The organism is Streptomyces sp. NPDC034086 (genome assembly GCF_055575515.1).
The window spans coordinates 553,334-572,529 of the sequence record NZ_JBVISM010000002.1 but is presented as its reverse complement, the minus strand read 5'-3'; the positions used below and the strand labels follow the sequence as shown (position 1 = coordinate 572,529).

At 73.8% G+C, this 19,196-nt stretch carries 14 protein-coding genes; 5 read left to right on the top strand and 9 right to left on the bottom strand.

Annotation, left to right across the window (positions count from 1 at the left end; all coding sequences use genetic code 11):
* Window positions 1-52: 52 nt before the first annotated feature.
* The 4 genes from ACZ514_RS08030 to ACZ514_RS08015 are packed head-to-tail and all read right to left on the bottom strand — an operon-like array spanning window position 53 to window position 4,614.
* Entirely contained in the window at window positions 53-706 is a 654-nt protein-coding gene (locus ACZ514_RS08030) for a GTP-binding protein (protein ID WP_469124352.1), read from the bottom strand.
* Window positions 687-1,070 carry a DUF742 domain-containing protein gene (locus tag ACZ514_RS08025; RefSeq protein ID WP_468173381.1) on the bottom strand — a complete coding sequence of 128 codons (384 nt, stop codon included), beginning with the start codon at window positions 1,068-1,070 and terminating at the stop codon, window positions 687-689. Before ACZ514_RS08025 ends, ACZ514_RS08030 begins: the two co-directional genes overlap by 20 nt.
* Window positions 1,067-1,543 carry a roadblock/LC7 domain-containing protein gene (locus ACZ514_RS08020; RefSeq protein WP_468173382.1) on the bottom strand — a complete coding sequence of 159 codons (477 nt, stop codon included), beginning with the start codon at window positions 1,541-1,543 and terminating at the stop codon, window positions 1,067-1,069. The genes ACZ514_RS08025 and ACZ514_RS08020 overlap by 4 nt, the downstream gene beginning before the upstream one ends.
* Entirely contained in the window at window positions 1,540-4,614 is a 3,075-nt protein-coding gene (locus ACZ514_RS08015) for a sensor histidine kinase (RefSeq protein ID WP_469124351.1), read from the bottom strand. Before ACZ514_RS08015 ends, ACZ514_RS08020 begins: the two co-directional genes overlap by 4 nt.
* A gap of 379 nt (window positions 4,615-4,993) precedes the next feature.
* Between ACZ514_RS08015 and ACZ514_RS08010 the strand changes: the two genes are divergently transcribed.
* Complete coding sequence (locus ACZ514_RS08010) at window positions 4,994-5,767, top strand: protein phosphatase 2C domain-containing protein (protein WP_469124350.1); 774 nt, start codon at window positions 4,994-4,996, stop codon at window positions 5,765-5,767.
* Window positions 5,768-5,835: 68 nt separating this feature from the next.
* Here the strand turns inward: ACZ514_RS08010 and ACZ514_RS08005 are convergent, their stop codons facing one another.
* The 5 genes from ACZ514_RS08005 to ACZ514_RS07985 form a co-directional block, all read right to left on the bottom strand.
* A complete protein-coding gene (locus ACZ514_RS08005) occupies window positions 5,836-6,276 on the bottom strand; it encodes a MarR family winged helix-turn-helix transcriptional regulator (protein WP_388939661.1) in 441 nt (146 codons plus the stop codon).
* A gap of 133 nt (window positions 6,277-6,409) precedes the next feature.
* A complete protein-coding gene (gene lon / locus ACZ514_RS08000; RefSeq protein ID WP_468696010.1) occupies window positions 6,410-8,806 on the bottom strand; it encodes an endopeptidase La in 2,397 nt (798 codons plus the stop codon).
* Between the two features lie 114 nt (window positions 8,807-8,920).
* Complete coding sequence (locus tag ACZ514_RS07995) at window positions 8,921-9,670, bottom strand: DUF4097 family beta strand repeat-containing protein (protein WP_469124349.1); 750 nt, start codon at window positions 9,668-9,670, stop codon at window positions 8,921-8,923.
* Window positions 9,671-9,751: 81 nt separating this feature from the next.
* Window positions 9,752-10,588 carry a sulfurtransferase gene (locus tag ACZ514_RS07990; protein ID WP_469124348.1) on the bottom strand — a complete coding sequence of 279 codons (837 nt, stop codon included), beginning with the start codon at window positions 10,586-10,588 and terminating at the stop codon, window positions 9,752-9,754.
* A 483-nt stretch (window positions 10,589-11,071) separates the two neighbouring features.
* Entirely contained in the window at window positions 11,072-12,472 is a 1,401-nt protein-coding gene (locus ACZ514_RS07985) for a glycosyltransferase family 39 protein (protein ID WP_469124347.1), read from the bottom strand.
* A 35-nt stretch (window positions 12,473-12,507) separates the two neighbouring features.
* Here ACZ514_RS07985 and ACZ514_RS07980 point away from each other — a divergent pair, with 35 nt between their 5' ends.
* The 4 genes from ACZ514_RS07980 (at window position 12,508) to ACZ514_RS07965 (ending at window position 19,158) form a co-directional block, all read left to right on the top strand.
* Window positions 12,508-13,101, top strand: a complete 594-nt coding sequence (locus ACZ514_RS07980) for a hypothetical protein (RefSeq protein WP_468173395.1) — start codon at window positions 12,508-12,510, stop codon at window positions 13,099-13,101.
* A gap of 106 nt (window positions 13,102-13,207) precedes the next feature.
* Window positions 13,208-13,948, top strand: coding sequence for a response regulator transcription factor (locus ACZ514_RS07975; RefSeq protein WP_388939650.1), 741 nt, complete (start codon window positions 13,208-13,210; stop codon window positions 13,946-13,948).
* Window positions 13,945-15,036: a HAMP domain-containing sensor histidine kinase gene (locus tag ACZ514_RS07970; RefSeq protein ID WP_468173397.1), complete on the top strand. Its 1,092-nt coding sequence runs from the start codon at window positions 13,945-13,947 to the stop codon at window positions 15,034-15,036. The genes ACZ514_RS07975 and ACZ514_RS07970 overlap by 4 nt, the downstream gene beginning before the upstream one ends.
* Window positions 15,037-15,294: 258 nt before the next feature.
* Window positions 15,295-19,158 carry a multifunctional oxoglutarate decarboxylase/oxoglutarate dehydrogenase thiamine pyrophosphate-binding subunit/dihydrolipoyllysine-residue succinyltransferase subunit gene (locus ACZ514_RS07965; RefSeq protein ID WP_468173399.1) on the top strand — a complete coding sequence of 1,288 codons (3,864 nt, stop codon included), beginning with the start codon at window positions 15,295-15,297 and terminating at the stop codon, window positions 19,156-19,158.
* The last annotated feature ends 38 nt before the right edge of the window (window positions 19,159-19,196 follow it).

The following is a 19,196-nucleotide window of genomic DNA, read 5'->3' as shown; positions in this document are numbered from 1 at the left end:
GCCCGCGCGCGGTGTCAGCGCACCGCGCCCGCCCGTGCGGGAGCGGGCCCGCCTATGCGGGGGTGGCGTCCAGCGCGTGGCCCACCAGGGTCAGCAGGGACTCCACGACCGTGTCCCGGCGCCGCGCGTCCATGATCACGACGGGCACGTCCGGCGGGATGGTGAGCGCCTCCCGCACGTCCTCGACGTCGTAGGAGCGCGAGCCCTCGAAGTGGTTGACGGCGACCGCGTACGGAAGCCCGCAGGTCTCGAAGTAGTCGAGCGCCGGGAAGCAGTCCCGCAGCCGGCGCGTGTCGGCCAGCACCAGGCCGCCGATGGCGCCGCGCACGAGGTCGTCCCACATGAACCAGAACCGCTCCTGGCCGGGGGTCCCGTACACGTAGAGCACGAGGTCGTCGTCGAGGGTGATGCGCCCGAAGTCCATGGCGACGGTGGTCGTGTTCTTGTCCGGGGTCCCGCTCAGGTCGTCGGTGGTGACGCTGGCCTGGGTCATCACCGCTTCGGTGCGCAGCGGGGTGATCTCGGAGACGGAGGACACGAAGGTGGTCTTGCCGACGCCGAAGCCACCGGCGACGAGCACCTTGACGGCGACGGGCGCGCGCGAGCGGTCGTACTGCCACGGCTGGACGGGCTCGTCGTCCAGGGGGCCGGGCGTCCCGGCGGCGTCGGTGACGGCGGAGGCGAAGTCAGAGACGGCGGAGGCCACTGAGCACCCTTTCGAGCAGCGCGCGGTCGGGCCGGCCGGTGCCGTGGCCCGTGCCGTAGACGCGGATCCGGCCCTGGTCGGCGAGGTCGCCGACGAGGACCCGGACCACGCCGAGCGGCAGCTTCAGCAGTGCGGATATCTCGGCGATGGTCCGCATCCGGCGGCACACCTCGACGATGGCGCGCATCTCGGGCATGCGGTCGGGGGTCTTGGCCGGGCCGCTGTCGAGGGTGGCGACGAAGGTCTCCACCAGCAGCACCTGCGTGAAGCGGGTGCGGCCGCCCGTGAGGGAGTACGGGCGGACGCGGGCGGGACGGCGGTCGGCGCCGCGTATCGGCAGCCGGTCGGAGGCCGTACTCCTCACGGGGTCTTCTCCATCGACTGGCGCAGCTCACTGCGGACTTCGGGGGTCAGGACGTGGCCGGCGCGGCCGACGAAGAGCGCCATGTGGTAGGCGACGACGCTCATGTCGCAGTCGGGAGTGGCGTGCACGCCGAGCAGGGAGCCGTCGCTGATGGACATGACGAAGACGGAACCGTTCTCCATGGCGACCATCGTCTGCTTGACCGTGCCGAACTCCATGAGGGCGGCGGCGCCGGTGGTGAGGCTGCCGAGCCCGGACACGATGGTGGCGAGGTCGGCGGAGGCACCGCGGGGGCCCTTGGGGCGGTCGCCCGGGGCGGGTTCCGCCGCCGGCTCGGAGGAGAGCAGCAGCAGCCCGTCCGAGGACACGACGGCCACGGAGTTGACGCCGGGCACCTCCTCGACCAGGTCGGTCAGCAGCCACTGCAGGTTGCGGGCCTGGGTGCTCAGTCCGTACGTACTGGGCGCGGTCATGTGCGTGCCTCCTGTGCGCTGTCCCCCTGGTCGGTGTGCCCCTGCCCCAGGTCCTGCGGGTCCCGGCGGTCCTGGGCGAGTTCCGCCGCGACGACCCGGCGCCCGTCCTGGGCGCCCTGGTAGAACCCGCCGAGCCTGCGGCGCAGTTCCTCGGCGTCGACGCGGCGCGGCTCGGGGCGGACCGCCGCGGGCTGTGCGGTGCCGGGGGCCGCCACGGAGCGGGGGGTCCGCTTGGGGAGGCCCTTGGCGGTGACGGTTCCGGTGGCGGGCTCGGCCATGGGCTCGGGGTGGCTGCCCTGGCGGGGGACGAAGCCGTCCTCCGCGTCGGCGGCCCGCCGGTGGCTGGACCGTTCGGCGTGGGGCGCCGACTCGGTGTGTCCTTCGTCCTGTACGGGTGCACCGGGCGCGGTGTCCGGTCCCCCGGGGGCCTCCTCGTCGAAGGCCTCGGCCAGGGTGACCACCTTGGGGGGCTCGACGCCGGCGGTCTGTCCGGCGTCGGGGGTCTGTCCGGCGTCGGGGGCGGCGGTGACGACCTGGTCGGCCGGGGGGAGCCCGGTGTCCGGGGACGGCTGCGCGGGCCGCGCTTCGGCGAAGGCCCCGGCACCGAAGGCCTCGGCCACCAGTGACCCGGCGTCGAAGGTGTCGGACTCGTAGGAGTCGTGGGAGTCGCGGGGCTCGTCGGAGTCGCGCGGCTCCAGGGACGCGTGGGGCTCGGCGGTTCCGGCCGCGGAGGCCGCGGAGGCCTCTGCGGCCTCGGCCTCGGCCCCGGACGGCTCCTGCTCCGCGGTGTCCCGGCCGGCGCCGGCCGCTTCGCCCGCTTCCGCCTCGAAGGCCTCGGCGAGCGTGACCACCTTGGCGGGCTCCGCGTCCGCGGACACCGGCCCGGCCTGGGCCGTGGGCTCGGCATCCGCGCCGGCCGAGTCCGCCGCGTCCCGCTCGGCCGGGGCCGTGCGCAGCCGCGGCGGCAGGGTGTTCTCGTTGGCCTCGGCGATCACGCCGGGCAGCTGGAACGCGGGGGCGCCGGGCGTGCCCAGGGTGTGCACCGGGGAGGCCGGCGGGGTGTCGGGCAGCAGGGCCGCCGGGACCACGACCAGGGCCTCCAGGCCGCCGTGCCGGCCGGCGCGCAGCTCGGCGCTGACGCCGTGGCGGGCGGCGAGCCGTCCGGCGACGTACAGGCCGAGTCCGAGGCCATGTTCGGCCTCGGGTTCCTCGTCGTAGGCGTCGGGGGTGGCCAGGCGGGTGTTCAGGGAGGCGAGGCGGTCCTCGGTGACGCCGATGCCCTCGTCCACGACGGACAGGACCACGTCGCCGGCGTCGTTCAGCCGGCCGGACACCTTCACCTTGGCCTCGGGCGGGGAGAAGGTCGTGGCGTTCTCGAGGAGTTCCGCGAGGACGTGCGAGATGTCGTCGGCGGCGTGTCCGGCGACCTGGGTGTAGGAGGGCATGGCGGCGAGGTCGACGCGCTCGTAGCGCTCGATCTCGCTGACGGCGGCCCGCATGACGTCGACCAGGGGCACGGGCAGGCTCTGGCCGTGCCCGTGCTCCTGTCCGGCGAGGACCAGCAGGTTCTCGTTGTGCCGGCGCATGACCGTCGCGAGGTGGTCCAGCTTGAAGAGGGTGGCGAGCCGGTCCGGGTCGCCTTCCTTGGACTCCAGTTCCTCGATGACGGCGAGCTGGCGCTCGACGAGGCCGAGGGTGCGTAGGGAGAGCGAGACGGAGGTCGTCGACATGATGCGGCGGTGCTCTTCGAGCCCGGCGCGCAACTGCTTGAGCTCCTGTTCCAGGGCGTCGCGGCCGCCGGCGAGGGCCTCGTTGCGGCCGATGAGGCGGCGGCGGTCGGCGTCGAGCCCGGCGACCCTGGTGTGCAGGGCGACCGTCTGTTCGCGGACGGCGTTGAGGTGGCGCACGACCTCGGCGAACTCGTCGTTGCGGCCGGTGAAGCGGACCGGCTCCTGCGAGCCCTCGGGGGTCGCGAGCCGTTCGGCGCCGCGGCGCAGCACGGAGAGCGGGCGGGTGAGGGAGCGGGCGACGGCGGTGGAGAAGCCGACGACGAAGAGGAAGAGGACGCCGAGTCCGGCGACCATCAGCTCCAGCCGGGTCACGTCGTCGTCGCGCAGGGTGGTGAAGGCGGTGGCCCGGTCGCCGGCGAGGGTGGACTCCACCGAGCGCATCCGGTCGATGCGGGCGGTCAGGGCGGTGGAGACGGCTTGCGCGTCGGTGGCCCTGCGGTCGGCGGGGGTCAGGGTGGGCCGGTCGGTGAGCCGCTTGAGGTGGTCCTCGGCGGCCTTGACCTCGGGGCCGGTGACGGTGGCGGCGAGGGTCTGGCGTACGCCGGGCCGGGCGGCGCGCGCGAAGTCGTCGAGGGCGGCCTGCTCGCGGACCCGGGAGCGCTGGGCGGCGCCGGTGAGCTCGTCGGCGGCGGCGGAGTTCGGGGCCTGCTCGGCGCGGGGCACGGACAGGGCGGCGAGCAGCAGGCCGCGGGTGGCCGAGGCCTGGTCGACGGCCTGGCCGAGGGGGGCCATGGGCCGGGTGACGGCCAGGGCGGCCTCCGCGCGGGGCGGGGTGAGTTCGGCGAGGCGGTCGCCGGGGGCGAGGAGTTCGGTGAGGAGTGCGGCGTAGGCCTGGTGCGCGGCGAGGGCGGTGCCCTTGCCGTCGACGGCTTCGGCGCGGACGGCCTTGACCTTGCCGAGGGCGCGGGCGAGTTCCGCGTCGGCCTCCGGCTTGAGTTCGGCGATCTGCCGGTCGGTGCGCGCGGTGCGTTCGTCGACGGTGCCCTTGGCGTTGCCGGGCCGGCCCTTGGCCGCGTACTCGACGACGGCGTCGCGCTCGTCGCCGAGGAGGTGGGCGAGGGTGAGGGCGTGCCGGGTCTGTTCCGCCAGGGTGACCAGGCGCTGGGAGTCGTTCAGTTCCCTCGTGGCGGAGACGACGGCGGGGGTGCCTGCCGCGAGGACGGTGAGTCCGGCGACTGCTACTCCGACCACCAGCCTGCTGCGGACGCGTACGCGCCGTCCTGCCTTGGCGGGTCCGTCGGCGCTGGCGGTGCCGTTCTTCCGAGACCGCTTCTTCTGCACCGGTGCTCGCAATCCTGTACGTGTGCTCGTGCTCGTCTACTCGTGTGGCCGAGGTAACGGCCGGTCAACAAGTAAACGCCCCCTGCCCCCTCGTACCGCCTCAGACCTTCGCAGTGTGTTGGGAGGAGAGCCGCCCATCGCCCACCCGGCCACTCGAAGGAGTGAACATCACGGAGGAGGGGCCGACCAACTCGGGCACCGCGTGTCAGGGGCCCGCCGTGGACGGGTGGTTGAAAGAACGCGGCGGGCTTTGGCAGTATGCGCGCCCACATCTCGCGGGGAGCGGGCGGGCGGGGCCGTCGGGCGGTCCGGCACCCCGCCGCCGGCATTGGTACGGACCTGCCGCCCTCGGCCGGGTCCCGCCGGGCAGAATGCCCGCATGCGCATCGACCTGGCCTCCGAACCCGGCAACCCGGAACACCCCAATCAGGACTGGGTGTCGGCGTCGGCACCCGCTTCGGGAGGGGGCGTCGTGATCGTCCTGGACGGGGTCACCCCGCCCCGCGGGGACGACGGATGCGTGCACGGAGTGCCCTGGTTCTCCACCCGGCTCGGCGGCCGATTGACCGAACTGTCCGGATCGCGGCGGGACATGCCCCTGGAGGCGGTCCTGGCCCGGGCCATCGCCGACACCGCCGACGCGCACCGCGGCACCTGTGACCTTTCTCACGTCCGGACCCCCCAGGCGACGGTGGTGATGGTGCGCTGGGACGCGGCGTACGTGGAGCACCTCGTGCTCTCGGATTCCGTGCTCCTGCTCCGCGGACCCGGCGGCGCGGTCACGCCGGTGCTCGACGACCGGCTGGACCGGGTGCCGGGCGAGGTGCGCGGCTCGGTGGCGGCGACCGACGCGCTGCGCAACGCCGAGGGGGGCTTCTTCACGGCGGCCGCGGACCCGGCGGTGGCGGCCCGGGCCCTCACCGGGCGCACCCCGCGCGCGGAGGTGCGGGCGGTGGCCGCGCTGACGGACGGGGCGAGCCGCTGGACGGACACGTTCGGGGAGGGCGACTGGGCGGCCTGCCTGGACGTGCTGCGCAAGGAGGGCGCGCAGGGGCTGATCGGGCGGGTCCGGGCCGTGGAGTCGGATCCGCTGCGCCCGCCGGCCCGGTACAAGCGGCACGACGACGCCTCGGCGGTGTACGCGGAGCTGTGAGCCGCCCGGCGGGGGCCAGGCCGTCTCTTCCGGATCTTGCCTGACCGGCAAGATCCGGAAGAGACGGCCTACTCCTCGCCGGAGTTCAGCTGGTTGAGCAGGCGGGCCAGCTCCGCGACCTCGCCGCGGTCCCAGTCCGCCAGCTTGCGCATGTACCGCTCGCGCCGGGCGCCCCGTACGCGCAGGAACCGCTCCCGGCCCTCCGCGGTGAGGCCGACGAGGAAGGCGCGGCCGTCCGCGGGGTCCGGCTCGCGGGCCACCAGCCCCAGCACCTCCAGGGCGCGCAGCTGGCGGCTCATGGTGGCCTTGCCGACGCCGAAGTAGGCGGCCAGCTCGGTGGCCCGCTGGCGGCCGGCGGCCTCCAGCCGGACCAGCAGCCCGTACGCGGCCGGTTCGAGCTCGGGGTGCAGGGCGCGGGCCATCTCTCCGGAGGAGGCCCGGGCACGCCTCAGGAAGACGGACAGCTCCCGCTCCAGGGCGAGGAACTCCTGGTCTTCGCTGCCGTGCACGTGCCGCTCCCATCGATGGCGGGGCGCACTGTGGCACCCCTGTTCGGGACCAGTATTTCGCAGCGGGCGCGCCGACGGCCCGGGGCCCCGCCGTGGGGGTCCTCCGGGCCGTCGGGGAAGGGGCCGGGGCCGGTCAGGCGGCCTGGTCGAAGGACACCGCGGCCGGGGTGAGGGCGAGCTCCAGCACCTGGCGGACGTCCGTCACCGGGTGCACCTCCAGCCCCTCCAGCACCTCGCTCGGGACGTCGTCCAGATCGGCCTCGTTCCGCTTGGGGATGATCACGGTGGTCAGCCCGGCGCGGTGCGCGGCGAGCAGCTTCTGCTTGACCCCTCCGATCGGGAGCACCCGTCCGGTCAGCGAGACCTCACCGGTCATGGCCACGTCCGTGCGCACCTGGCGGCCGGACAGCAGCGAGGCCAGCGCGGTGGTCATGGTGATGCCCGCGCTCGGGCCGTCCTTGGGGACGGCGCCCGCCGGGAAGTGGATGTGCACGCCCCGGTCCTTGAGGTCGGCGACCGGGAGCTCCAGTTCCGCGCCGTGCGAGCGCAGGAAGCTGAGGGCGATCTGCGCCGACTCCTTCATGACGTCGCCCAGCTGGCCGGTGAGGGTCAGTCCGGCCGCGCCGGTCTCCGGGTCGGCGAGCGAGGCCTCGACGAACAGGACGTCGCCGCCGGCCCCGGTCACGGCGAGGCCGGTGGCCACGCCGGGCACCGCGGTACGCCGCTCCGCCGGGTCCTGGGCGGACTCCGGGACGTGGTGCGGCCGGCCGATCAGGCCGCGCAGCTCGCCCGCTCCGATGGCGAAGGGGAACGCGCGCTCGCCCAGCTCGTGCTGGGCGGCGACCTTGCGCAGGAGGCGGGCGATGGACCGCTCCAGGGTGCGCACGCCGGCCTCGCGGGTGTACTCGCCCGCCAGCTTGCGCAGCGCGTCCTCCTGGAGGTCCACCTCCTCGGCGGTCAGGCCGGCACGCTCCAGCTGGCGGGGCAGCAGGTGGTCACGGGCGATGACGATCTTCTCGTCCTCGGTGTACCCGTCGAGGCGGACCACTTCCATGCGGTCGGCGAGGGCCTCGGGGATGGCCTCCAGGACGTTGGCGGTCGCGAGGAAGACCACGTCGCTGAGGTCCAGCTCGACCTCCAGGTAGTGGTCCCGGAAGGTGTGGTTCTGCGCGGGGTCCAGGACCTCCAGCAGGGCGGCCGCCGGGTCGCCCCGGAAGTCGGAGCCGACCTTGTCGATCTCGTCGAGGAGCACGACCGGGTTCATCGACCCGGCCTCCTTGACGGCCCGCACGATGCGGCCGGGCAGGGCGCCGACGTAGGTCCGCCGGTGGCCGCGGATCTCGGCCTCGTCCCGCACGCCGCCGAGGGCCACGCGCACGAACTTGCGGCCCATCGCGTGGGCCACGCTCTCGCCGAGCGAGGTCTTCCCGACGCCGGGCGGGCCCACGAGCGCTAGCACGGCGCCTCCGCGGCGGCCCCCGATGACGCCCATCCCCCGCTCGCCGCGCCGCTTGCGCACGGCGAGGTACTCGGTGATGCGGTCCTTCACGTCGTCCAGGCCCGCGTGCTCGGCGTCGAGGACCGCCCGGGCGCCCTGGATGTCGTACTCGTCCTCGGTGCGCTCGTTCCAGGGCAGCTCCAGCACCGTGTCCAGCCAGGTGCGGATCCAGGAGCCCTCCGGGCTCTGGTCGCTGGCCCGCTCCAGCTTGTCGACCTCCTTGAGCGCGGCCTCCCGCACCTTCTCGGGCAGGTCGGCGGCCTCGACGCGGGCCCGGTAGTCGTCGGACTCCTCGCCCTCCTTCTCCCCGCCCAGCTCGCGCAGCTCCTTGCGGACCGCCTCCAGCTGGCGGCGCAGCAGGAACTCCCGCTGCTGCTTGTCGACGCCGTCCTGGACGTCCTTGGCGATGGACTCGGCGATGTCCTGCTCGGCCAGGTGGTCGGTGAGCGCCTTGACGGCGAGCCGGAGCCGGGCGACCGGGTCGATGGTCTCCAGCAGCTCCACCTTCTGGGCCACGGTCAGGAACGGGGAGTACCCGCTGTTGTCGGCGAGGGCGGAGACCCCCTCGATCTGCTGCACCCGGTCCACGACCTGCCAGGCGCCGCGCTTCTTGAGCCAGCTGGTGGCGAGGGCCTTGTACTCCTTGACGAGCTCGGCGACGGCCCCGGGCAGCGGGTCGGGGACCTTCTCGTCGACGCTCTCGCCCTCGACCCAGAGCGCCGCTCCCGGCCCGGTGGTCCCGGCGCCGATCCGGACCCGGCCGCGCCCGCGGATCAGCGCCCCGGGATCCCCGTCGGAGAGCCGCCCGACCTGTTCGACGGTCCCCAGCACTCCGATCCCCGCGTACGTCCCGTCGACGCGCGGCACGAGCAGCACCCGGGGCTTCCCGTCCCCGGCCGCCGCCTGCGCCGCCTCGACGGCTGCGCGCACCTCGGCGTCGGACAGGTCCAGGGGAACGACCATCCCGGGCAGCACGACCTCGTCGTCGAGCGGCAGTACGGGCAGGGTGAGCGTTACGGACGTCGAAGCCATGATCTTCCCTCCGGCAGTGAAGTTGAGCTACGTCGACTCAATGGTTCTGCGCCGCCCATTGTTCCCCCACACCCGTTCGCCGGGGGCGAACAACACCGGAGGCCGTACGCGCCGTCAGCTCGGGACGGTGAGCCGGATGTCGCCGGAGCCGGTGCGCACCGTGATGCGGGAAGGGGCGTCGGGGGCGTCGGCGAAGGAGACGTCCCGCTTGCCCGAGGCCGTGGTGGCCGACACCCGGTACGGGGCCTGCGGCGTCTTCAGGGTCACGTCGCCCGAGCCGGTCGTGAAGGACACCGAGCCCGGCGCCTTCTCGAAGCCGACGGTGGCGTCCCCGGAGCCCGACCGGAACTCGAACTCGGAGCCCGACAGGCCCTCGGCCCTCAGGTCCCCGGAGGAGGTGCGGATCCTCAGCGGGCCCGTGATCCGCTCGGCCCGGACGTCGCCGGAGGAGGATTCCAGCTCGGCGGAGGCCACTCCCGTCACGGTGATGTCACCGCTGCTGCTGCCGGCCGTGAGCTTCGCCGAGGCCGGCACCTCCAGCCGGTAGTCGACCCAGCAGGTGTCCCCCGGGTCCGGGCAGCCGTCGGTGAAGCGCAGCACCCCGGCCGAGACCCGCTGACCGGGCACGGGCGCGGTGTCGCCCCGGTAGTGCACGACCCGGCGGACGGCCACCCCGGGGCCGCCGCCCGGCACGACCTCGACGGAACCGCGCCGGAGACCCGTCAGCTCCACCGCGGTGACCGCCTCGGTGACGGTGGTGTCCGCGTCGGCGGTCTTCAGCCTGGCCTCCTCCACGAACGAGCAGCCGGACAGGAGGAGGGCCACGGCGGTGGCGGCGAGGGCGGTGCGGGTCAAGGTGCGCATGCGGCCGAGTCTGCCGGGCCCGGGGCCCGTCCGCGCTGGTGCGGGTATCCGGAGCCGTGGTGGGGTTAACCCCACCCCCGGTCAGGGCCCGGTCACCACCGGCCGCAGCTCCGAGGGCAGGCCCCACTCGCTCCACGAGCCGTCGTACACGGCCGGCCCCTCGTACCCGGCGAGGGTGGCGCCCAGCGCGAGGACGCAGGCCGTGACGCCCGAACCGCAGCTGAAGTACAGCCGTTCCCGCTCCCCCGCCAACGCCCCGAAGACCTCGCGCAGTTCCCCGGCGGGGCGCATCAGCCCGCCGGGCCCCTGGAGCTCGCCGAACGGCAGGTTCAGCGCGCCCGGCATGTGCCCGCCGCGCAGCCCCGGCCGGGGCTCCGGCGCGGTGCCGGCGAAGCGCTCCCGGGTACGCGCGTCGATCACGGCGGCGGCCGGGTCGGCGAGGGCGGCCGTGACCGCGGCGGCGTCCACCAGCAGCCCGGCGCGGGGCCGGGCGGTGAAGGAGCCGCGCGGGCCGTCGTACGCCGCCGGCTCGCCCTCGACGGGCAGCCCGGCCGCGGCCCACGCGGGCAGGCCCCCGTCCAGCACGGCCACCCGGTCGAAGCCCATCGCGCGCAGCATCCACCAGGCCCGGGCGCTGGAGTAGATCCCGGCGCCGTCGTAGACCACCACCGTGTCGGAGTCGTCCACCCCGAGCCCCCGCAGCGCCTCGGCGAACGCCGCCGGTGAGGGCATCGTGTGCGGGACCGCCGCGGAGTGGTCGGAGAGGGCGCCGTCGAGGTCGAAGGGCCGCGCGGCGGGGATCCTCGCGGGGGCGCCGCGGTGGGCCCCGACGGAGGCGTCGAACACGACGACCTCCACGAGGTGCGCGGCGAGCCAGTCCGTCCCGACGAGGGGGCCGGGTATCTCGGTCACGGGCATACGGAACCTCCTGGGTCGGGTACGGGCCGGCCCCCTTTCTAACGCAACGCCGCGGCGCCGCGGCTGCCGCCACCGCCGCGCGGGGCCGTTCCCCTGCCCCGCCCTTCCCCCGTTCCCCGGAGCTCCGCCCCCAGACCCCCGCGCCTCAAACGCCGGCGAGGCTGGGTTTGCCGACCAAGCTGGAGTTGCCGGCAGCACGCCTGCGAGGCCACAGCGGCGGGACGGCCAAACGGCTACGCGAGGGGGCGGGGGCGGGGTGGGGTGTCGTCCGGGGCTAAAACGAGATGGATGCGGCGCGCGGTACCGCTCCGCAGGACAAACCCGGAACAGGCGCCGAACATCGAAGCCCGCCCCGGACGACACCCCGCCCGGGCACCGCCCCCGACCCAAAACCACCTGACCGCACCCCGCCCGACAGGGCACCACCCCGCCCGAACACCGCCCGGCAGGGCAACACCCCGCCCCCGAACCACCCGGCCAGGGTCACCCGCACGCCCCCCACCGCGCGTACACCGCCACCCGCGCCCCGCGCACCGCCGTCACCGAGCAGCGTTCGAAGCCCGCCGCCAGGGCCTCCCGCTTCGCCGCCTCCGCCGGGTACGGGTCCAGGGGCTGGCCCGGCGGGTCCAGCAGGGCGATCACCCTCGGGGCCGCCAGGACCGCCGCGCGGATGCGGTCCGGCGGGAGTTCCGTGCCGTGGAGGGTCCCCGACTCCACCGGCGCCCGGGACAGGGCCACGTCGCGCAGGGTCCCGTACACCCCCGGCGACGACAGCAGCCACTCCCGCCGCCGCGAGGGCATGAACAGCACCGCGTCCCCCGGCCGCGCCCGCTCCCGCACCGCCGCCGCGACGGCGAGCGCGTCGTCCTTGCGCGCCTCCGGGGTCCGCAGCCACACCGACCACGCACCGAACGGCAGCAGCAGCACCCCCACCAGCGCCCACGGCAACCACCCCCGCGCCCCCGCCGGCCGCACCCCCGCCAGCCGCACCCCCGCCAGCACCGCGAGGCCGGCCAGCGCGTAGAGGACGTACCGGTCGACGTACCACGGGTGCACCACCGAGACGGAGATGAGCACCCCCGGCGGCAGCAGGGCCAGGGGGGCGGCGACCCGGACGGCCCTCCGGCCGGGGACCCCGCGGGCCAGCAGGGCCACCGCCGCCACGACCACCGCGTACGCCGCCCAGTCCTGCCACGAGGGCCGCCCCAGCCACCCCAGCTGCGCCTGCGCCTGCCGCGCGCTGACCAGGGCCAGTGGCAGCAGCCCGGCGAGGACGGCGCCCGCCGCCCACCGCCAGCCCCGCGCCCGCCACGCGGTGAACGCGTGCGCCGACAGGGCCAGTACGGCGAACTCGTGCAGCCAGCATCCCAGCAGCAGCACCACCGCGTACGCGGCCCACCGCTCGCGGAGCATCAGGTACGTCGCCCAGGCCACGGCGGCCGCGACCAGTGCGTACGAGCGCCCCTCCTGCGCGTACGTCTGCACCGGCGGCAGCACGGCGTAGGCGGTGCCGGCGATCAGCGCGGCCCGCCCGCCGGCCAGCCGGTGCGCCACCGCGGCCACCCCGGCGGCGGCGAGGGCCGTGCCGGCCACGGACGGCGACCGCAGCGCCCACAGGCCCCCCTCCCCCAGGGCGAAGACCGCGTGCATCAGGAGGTAGTGGAGGCCGTGCACGGCGTCGACCCGGCCCAGCAGTTCCGCCAGCCCGCCCAGGGGCCGGTGCGCGACCTGCCAGGTGGTGGACTCGTCGCGCCACATGCTCCCGCCGCGCGGCAGCCCCCACAGCCCGAGGAGGACGGCCGTCAGCGGGGGCACCCAGCGCCAGGGGGTGATGCGGCGGATGACGGCCTCCGGGTGCTTTCCGTTGCGGGGCGGGGCCTCCATACTCGGTGTTCTTCGGAGTACCTGCGGAGGTGGGTGTGCGAGCGATCCGAGCGGCCGGGGCCGCGGCGGCGGTGCCGCTGGGCGCGTTGCTGGTGCTGGCGGGCTGCGCCGGCGAACCCGGCGGGGCCCCCGAGGCGACGGCGGCGACCGCGCCCCGGACGGCACCGGCGACGGCGTCCGCACCCGCGACGGCCTCCGCACCGGCGACGGCCTCGGCACCGGCCTCCGCACCGGCACCGGCGTCCACCACCGCCACCGCGACGCCCTCCCCCACCCCGCCCCCCGCCGCGCGGACCCTGGTCCGCGTCACCCGCAGCGGGGGGTTCGCCGGCCAGTCCCGTACCGTCCTCGTCAGCGGCGACGGCTCCTGGACCCTGACGGACGGCGAGGCCCGTGACCTGCGCTCCGGGAGGCTGGACCCGCCCCGGCTGGATGCCCTGCGGTCCGCGCTGCGGGAGGCGGACTTCGCGCGCCTGCCCCGGGTGGCGACGGCCGATCCGCCGGTCTACGACGGGTTCACGTACGCCTTCGCGCACGGCGGTTTCGAGGTCGCCGCCGACGAGACCGCGCTGGCCCCGGCCCTGCGGAAGGTGCTGGACGCGCTGCCCGGTTTCGACGCGACGGGATGAATCTCTGATTCCGGATGACCCCGGCTCCTGTCCGAACCCCGCATGGCCGCAGGCCGGTGCCTCCTCTACGCTGCACCCCATCACGCGGGATCTTCAGGGGCGGGACATGGAACAGACACACACCACCCACAACGTCGCCGCGGCCACCCCAGGTGCCCAGCGGCGCGTGCTCGTGGTCGAGGACGACCGCACCATCGCCGACGCCATCGCGGCCCGGCTGCGGGCCGAGGGCTTCCAGGTGCAGGCGGCGTACGACGGGCCTGCCGCCGTCGCGGCCGCCGAGAGCTGGCAGCCCGAGCTGCTGGTGCTGGACGTCATGCTGCCCGGCTTCGACGGGCTGGAGGTCTGCCGCCGGGTCCAGGCGCAGCGGCCGGTGCCGGTGCTGATGCTCACGGCCCGGGACGACGAGACGGACATGCTGGTCGGTCTCGGGGTCGGGGCCGACGACTACATGACGAAGCCGTTCTCCATGCGCGAGCTGGCCGCGCGGGTGCACGTCCTGCTGCGCCGGGTGGAGCGGGCCACGCTGGCCGCGACGGCCCCGCGCGGGGCGACGCTGCGCCTGGGCGACCTGGAGATCGACCACGCGCAGCGCAGGGTGCGGGTGCAGGCGGAGGACGTGCACCTGACACCAACCGAGTTCGACCTGCTGGTGTGCCTGGCCGGGACGCCGCGGGCGGTGCTCTCGCGGGAGCAGCTGCTGGCGGAGGTGTGGGACTGGGCCGACGCGTCGGGGACCCGTACGGTCGACAGCCACATCAAGGCCCTGCGGCGGAAGATCGGCGCTGACCGGATCCGTACGGTCCACGGCGTCGGGTACGCCCTGGAGACCCCGGCGCAGGCGTGAGCGGCCCGTCGCGCGGGCCGGGGCCGCGGCCCTACTCGCCGTTCTCGATCAAGACGAAGCTGGGCGTGCTCGTCGTGGTCTCCGTGTTCATCACCACGGGGCTGCTGATGGTGGCCCTGCGCACGGCCACGGAGCTGCGGTTCATCACGGTCTTCTCGGTGATCGCCTCGATGCTGATCACCCAGTTCGTGGCGCACGGCCTGACGGCGCCGCTGGACGAGATGACGACGGTGGCCCGGGCGATCTCCCACGGGGACTACACGCGCCGGGTGCGCGGTGCCGGGCGCCGCGACGAGCTCGGCGACCTGGCCTCGACGATCAACCGGATGGCCGACGACCTGGAGGCGGAGGACAGGCACCGTCGAGAACTGGTCGCGAACGTCTCGCACGAGCTGCGCACGCCGATCGCGGCGCTGCGGGCGGTGCTGGAGAACGTGGTGGACGGGGTCTCGGAGGCCGATCCGGAGACCATGCGGACCATGCTGAAGCAGGCGGAGCGGCTCGGCCGGCTGGTGGACACCCTGCTGGACCTGTCGCGGGTGGACAACGGGGTGGTGCCGCTGAAGGCGCGCCGGTTCGAGGTGTGGCCGTACCTGTCGGGGGTGCTGAAGGAATCGGGGCTGGCGGCCGCCGGGCGGCCGGGGCTGACGTCCGGTTCGGGCGGACATACCCGTAATGACGTGCATCTTCACCTGGACGTGCATCCTCCGGAACTGACCGCGTACGCGGACGCCGAGCGGCTGCACCAGGTGGTGGCGAACCTGATCGACAACGCGGTCAAGCACAGCCCCGCGCACGGCCGGGTCACGGTCCGGGCCCGGTCCGGTGAGGCGCCGGGGAGCCTGGCGCTGGAGGTCGTGGACGAGGGGCCGGGGATCCCGGAGGCGGAGCGGCACCGGGTCTTCGAGCGGTTCAACCGGGGCTCGGCCGGGGCCGGGGACGGCGCGGGCGACGGGGGCACCGGTCTGGGTCTGGCGATCGCCCGCTGGGCCGTGGGCCTGCACGGCGGGCACATCGGCGTGGCCGAATCGTCACGGGGCTGCCGGATCCTCGTCACCCTTCCGGGCAGCTCACAGGTGTCGTCTTGACGTAGGGTTCGAGGGGGAAGGACATGATCTCGGCCACACGTGCCCGAGGTCGTCAGGGGTGCGAGGCCTAGGGGGTCGCAACCTGGCTGCCCCCTACCCGAACCACGCTTGTTTCCCGCCATTCCGATGGGTGAAACCCGCCGTTCGGTGTGACCTGCGCGACGGAAGTCCCGCCCGGCCTGCATCACACGCCCGGGGAGGCGTAGCCTTTATCCCCGCTGTCCATACCTTGTGAAGCGGAAGAGGGCGGTTGCCGCCGTGTCGCCACAGTCCCCCAGTAACCCGAGCACCACGACCGACGCAGCAGAGGGCGGGAAGAACCCCGCCTCAGGCTTCGGCGCGAATGAGTGGCTCGTCGACGAGATCTATCAGCAGTACCTCCAGGACCCGAATTCGGTCGACCGGGCCTGGTGGGACTTCTTCGCCGACTACAAGCCGGGGGGCGCCGCCGCCCCGGTGAAGGCGGACGAAGCCGTCAAGACCCCGACGACGGACGGCGCCTCCGCACAGGCCGCCACCGCCACCGCCGGGATTCCGCAGGCCGTCGACGCCGCCACGGGGGCGGCGCCTGCCGCGCCCGCCGCCGCGCCCACACCTGTGTCAGCTCCTGCCCCTGCTCCTGCCACCCCCTCTGGTGCCCCTGCTGTGACTGTCACCTCCCAGGCCCCGGCCGCCGCACCGGCCGCGCCCGCCCCGGCTCCGGCCGCCACCACCCCGGCCCAGAAGGCCGCGCCCGCCACCGAGGCCCCCGCCGGGCCCGAGCTGGTGACGCTCCGCGGCCCCGCCGCCGCCGTGGCCAAGAACATGAACGCCTCGCTGGAAGTGCCGACGGCCACGTCCGTCCGCGCCGTCCCGGTGAAGCTGCTGTTCGACAACCGCATCGTCATCAACAACCACCTCAAGCGCGCCCGGGGCGGGAAGATCTCCTTCACGCACCTGATCGGCTACGCGATGGTGCAGGCCATCAAGGCCATGCCGTCGATGAACTACTCCTTCGCGGAGAAGGACGGCAAGCCGACCCTGGTCAAGCCGGAGCACGTGAACTTCGGCCTCGCGATCGACCTGGTGAAGCCGAACGGCGACCGCCAGCTCGTCGTCGCCGGCATCAAGAAGGCCGAGACCCTCAACTTCTTCGAGTTCTGGCAGGCCTACGAGGACATCGTGCGCCGCGCCCGCGTCGGCAAGCTGACGATGGACGACTTCACCGGCGTCACCGTCTCGCTGACCAACCCCGGCGGCCTGGGCACCGTCCACTCCGTGCCCCGCCTGATGCCCGGACAGTCCGTCATCATGGGCGTCGGCTCCATGGACTACCCCGCCGAGTTCCAGGGCACCTCGCAGGACACCCTGAACAAGCTGGGCATCTCCAAGGTCATGACCCTGACCTCGACCTACGACCACCGGGTCATCCAGGGTGCGGCCTCCGGCGAGTTCCTGCGCATCGTCGCGAACCTCCTCCTCGGCGAGGAGGGCTTCTACGACTCCGTCTTCGAGTCGCTGCGCATCCCGTACGAGCCGGTCCGCTGGAACCGCGACATCGACGCCTCGCACGACGACGACGTCACGAAGGCCGCCCGCGTCTTCGAGCTGATCCACTCCTACCGGGTCCGCGGCCACGTCATGGCCGACACCGACCCGCTGGAGTACAAGCAGCGCAAGCACCCCGACCTCGACATCACCGAGCACGGCCTCACCCTGTGGGACCTGGAGCGCGAGTTCGCGGTCGGCGGCTTCTCCGGCAAGTCCATGATGAAGCTGCGCGACATCCTCGGCGTGCTGCGCGACTCGTACTGCCGCACCACCGGCGTCGAGTTCATGCACATCCAGGACCCGAAGCAGCGCCGCTGGATCCAGGACCGCATCGAGCGCCCGCACACCAAGCCGGAGCGCGAGGAGCAGCTGCGCATCCTGCGCCGCCTGAACGCGGCGGAGGCCTTCGAGACCTTCCTGCAGACGAAGTACGTCGGCCAGAAGCGCTTCTCGCTGGAGGGCGGCGAGTCCGTCATCCCGCTGCTCGACGCCGTCATCGACTCGGCCGCCGAGGCCCGCCTCGAAGAGGTCGTCATCGGCATGGCCCACCGCGGCCGCCTGAACGTCCTCGCGAACATCGTCGGCAAGTCGTACGCGCAGATCTTCCGCGAGTTCGAGGGCAACCTCGACCCGAAGTCCATGCACGGCTCCGGCGACGTCAAGTACCACCTGGGCGCCGAGGGCACCTTCACCGGCCTGGACGGCGAGCAGATCAAGGTCTCGCTGGTCGCCAACCCCTCCCACCTGGAGGCGGTCGACCCGGTCCTGGAGGGTGTCGCCCGCGCCAAGCAGGACGTCATCAACAAGGGCGGTACGGACTTCACCGTCCTGCCGCTGGCGCTGCACGGTGACGCGGCGTTCGCCGGCCAGGGCGTGGTCGCCGAGACGCTGAACATGTCGCAGCTGCGCGGCTACCGCACCGGCGGCACCGTCCACGTCGTCATCAACAACCAGGTCGGCTTCACCGCCGCCCCGGAGTCCTCGCGTTCCTCGATGTACGCGACCGACGTGGCCCGCATGATCGAGGCGCCGATCTTCCACGTGAACGGTGACGACCCGGAGGCCGTGGTCCGCGTCGCGCGGCTCGCCTTCGAGTTCCGCCAGGCGTTCAACAAGGACGTGGTCATCGACCTCATCTGCTACCGCCGCCGCGGCCACAACGAGTCCGACAACCCGGCGTTCACGCAGCCGCTGATGTACGACCTGATCGACAAGAAGCGCTCGGTGCGCAAGCTGTACACCGAGTCCCTCATCGGTCGCGGCGACATCACGCTGGAAGAGGCCGAGCAGGCGCTCCAGGACTTCCAGGGCCAGCTGGAGAAGGTCTTCGCGGAGGTCCGCGAGGCCGCCACGCAGCCCGCGGTCGCCGCGCCGGCCCCGGTCGAGCAGGCCGACTTCCCGGTCGCCGTGAACACGGCGATCTCGCAGGACGTCGTCAAGCGGATCGCCGAGGCGCAGGTCAACATCCCCGAGGGCGTCACCGTCCACCCGCGCCTGCTGCCGCAGCTCCAGCGCCGCGCGGCGATGATCGACGACGGCACCATCGACTGGGGCATGGGCGAGACCCTCGCCTTCGGTTCGCTGCTGATGGAGGGCACCCCGGTCCGGCTGTCCGGCCAGGACTCCCGCCGCGGCACCTTCGGCCAGCGCCACGCGGTCCTCATCGACCGGGAGACCGGCGAGGACTACACCCCGCTGCTGTACCTGTCGGACGACCAGGCCCGCTACAACGTCTACGACTCGCTGCTCTCCGAGTACGCGGCCATGGGCTTCGAGTACGGCTACTCGCTGGCCCGTCCGGACGCGCTGGTGCTGTGGGAGGCCCAGTTCGGTGACTTCGTCAACGGCGCGCAGACCGTCGTCGACGAGTTCATCTCCTCGGCCGAGCAGAAGTGGGGCCAGACCTCCGGCGTCACGCTGCTGCTGCCGCACGGCTACGAGGGCCAGGGCCCGGACCACTCGTCCGCGCGCCCGGAGCGCTTCCTCCAGCTCTGCGCGCAGAACAACATGACGGTCGCGATGCCGACCCTGCCGTCGAACTACTTCCACCTGCTGCGCTGGCAGGTCCACAACCCGCACCACAAGCCGCTGGTCGTCTTCACCCCGAAGTCGATGCTGCGTCTGAAGGCGGCGGCGTCGAAGGCGGAGGAGTTCACCACCGGTTCCTTCCGTCCGGTCATCGGCGACAGCACCGTGGACCCGAACGCGGTCCGCAAGGTCGTCTTCTGCGCCGGCAAGGTCTACTACGACCTGGAGGCCGAGCGGGAGAAGCGCGGCATCACGGACACCGCGATCATCCGCATCGAGCGCCTGTACCCGCTGCCGGGTGCCGAGCTCCAGGCGGAGATCGCCAAGTTCCCGAACGCGGCGAAGTACATCTGGGCGCAGGAGGAGCCGGCGAACCAGGGTGCGTGGCCGTTCATCGCGCTGAACCTGATCGACCACCTCGACCTGGCGGTCGGCGCCGACATCCCGTCGGGCGAGCGCCTGCGGCGCATCTCGCGCCCGCACGGCTCGTCGCCGGCGGTGGGTTCCGCCAAGCGTCACCAGGCGGAGCAGCAGCTGCTGCTGAACGAGGTCTTCGAGGCGTAGTCGCCGGCGCGACCCGCACGGAGAAGGAAGGCCCGGCC

Coding starts and splice junctions, on each gene's coding strand:
- lon (WP_468696010.1), bottom strand. CDS start 8,806: ATGGCTTCGACGTCCGTAACGCTCACCCTGCCCGTACTGCCGCTCGAC.
- ACZ514_RS07975 (WP_388939650.1), top strand. CDS start 13,208: ATGGAACAGACACACACCACCCACAACGTCGCCGCGGCCACCCCAGGT.
- ACZ514_RS07990 (WP_469124348.1), bottom strand. CDS start 10,588: ATGCCCGTGACCGAGATACCCGGCCCCCTCGTCGGGACGGACTGGCTC.
- ACZ514_RS07995 (WP_469124349.1), bottom strand. CDS start 9,670: ATGCGCACCTTGACCCGCACCGCCCTCGCCGCCACCGCCGTGGCCCTC.
- ACZ514_RS08010 (WP_469124350.1), top strand. CDS start 4,994: ATGCGCATCGACCTGGCCTCCGAACCCGGCAACCCGGAACACCCCAAT.
- ACZ514_RS07985 (WP_469124347.1), bottom strand. CDS start 12,472: ATGGAGGCCCCGCCCCGCAACGGAAAGCACCCGGAGGCCGTCATCCGC.
- ACZ514_RS08020 (WP_468173382.1), bottom strand. CDS start 1,543: ATGACCGCGCCCAGTACGTACGGACTGAGCACCCAGGCCCGCAACCTG.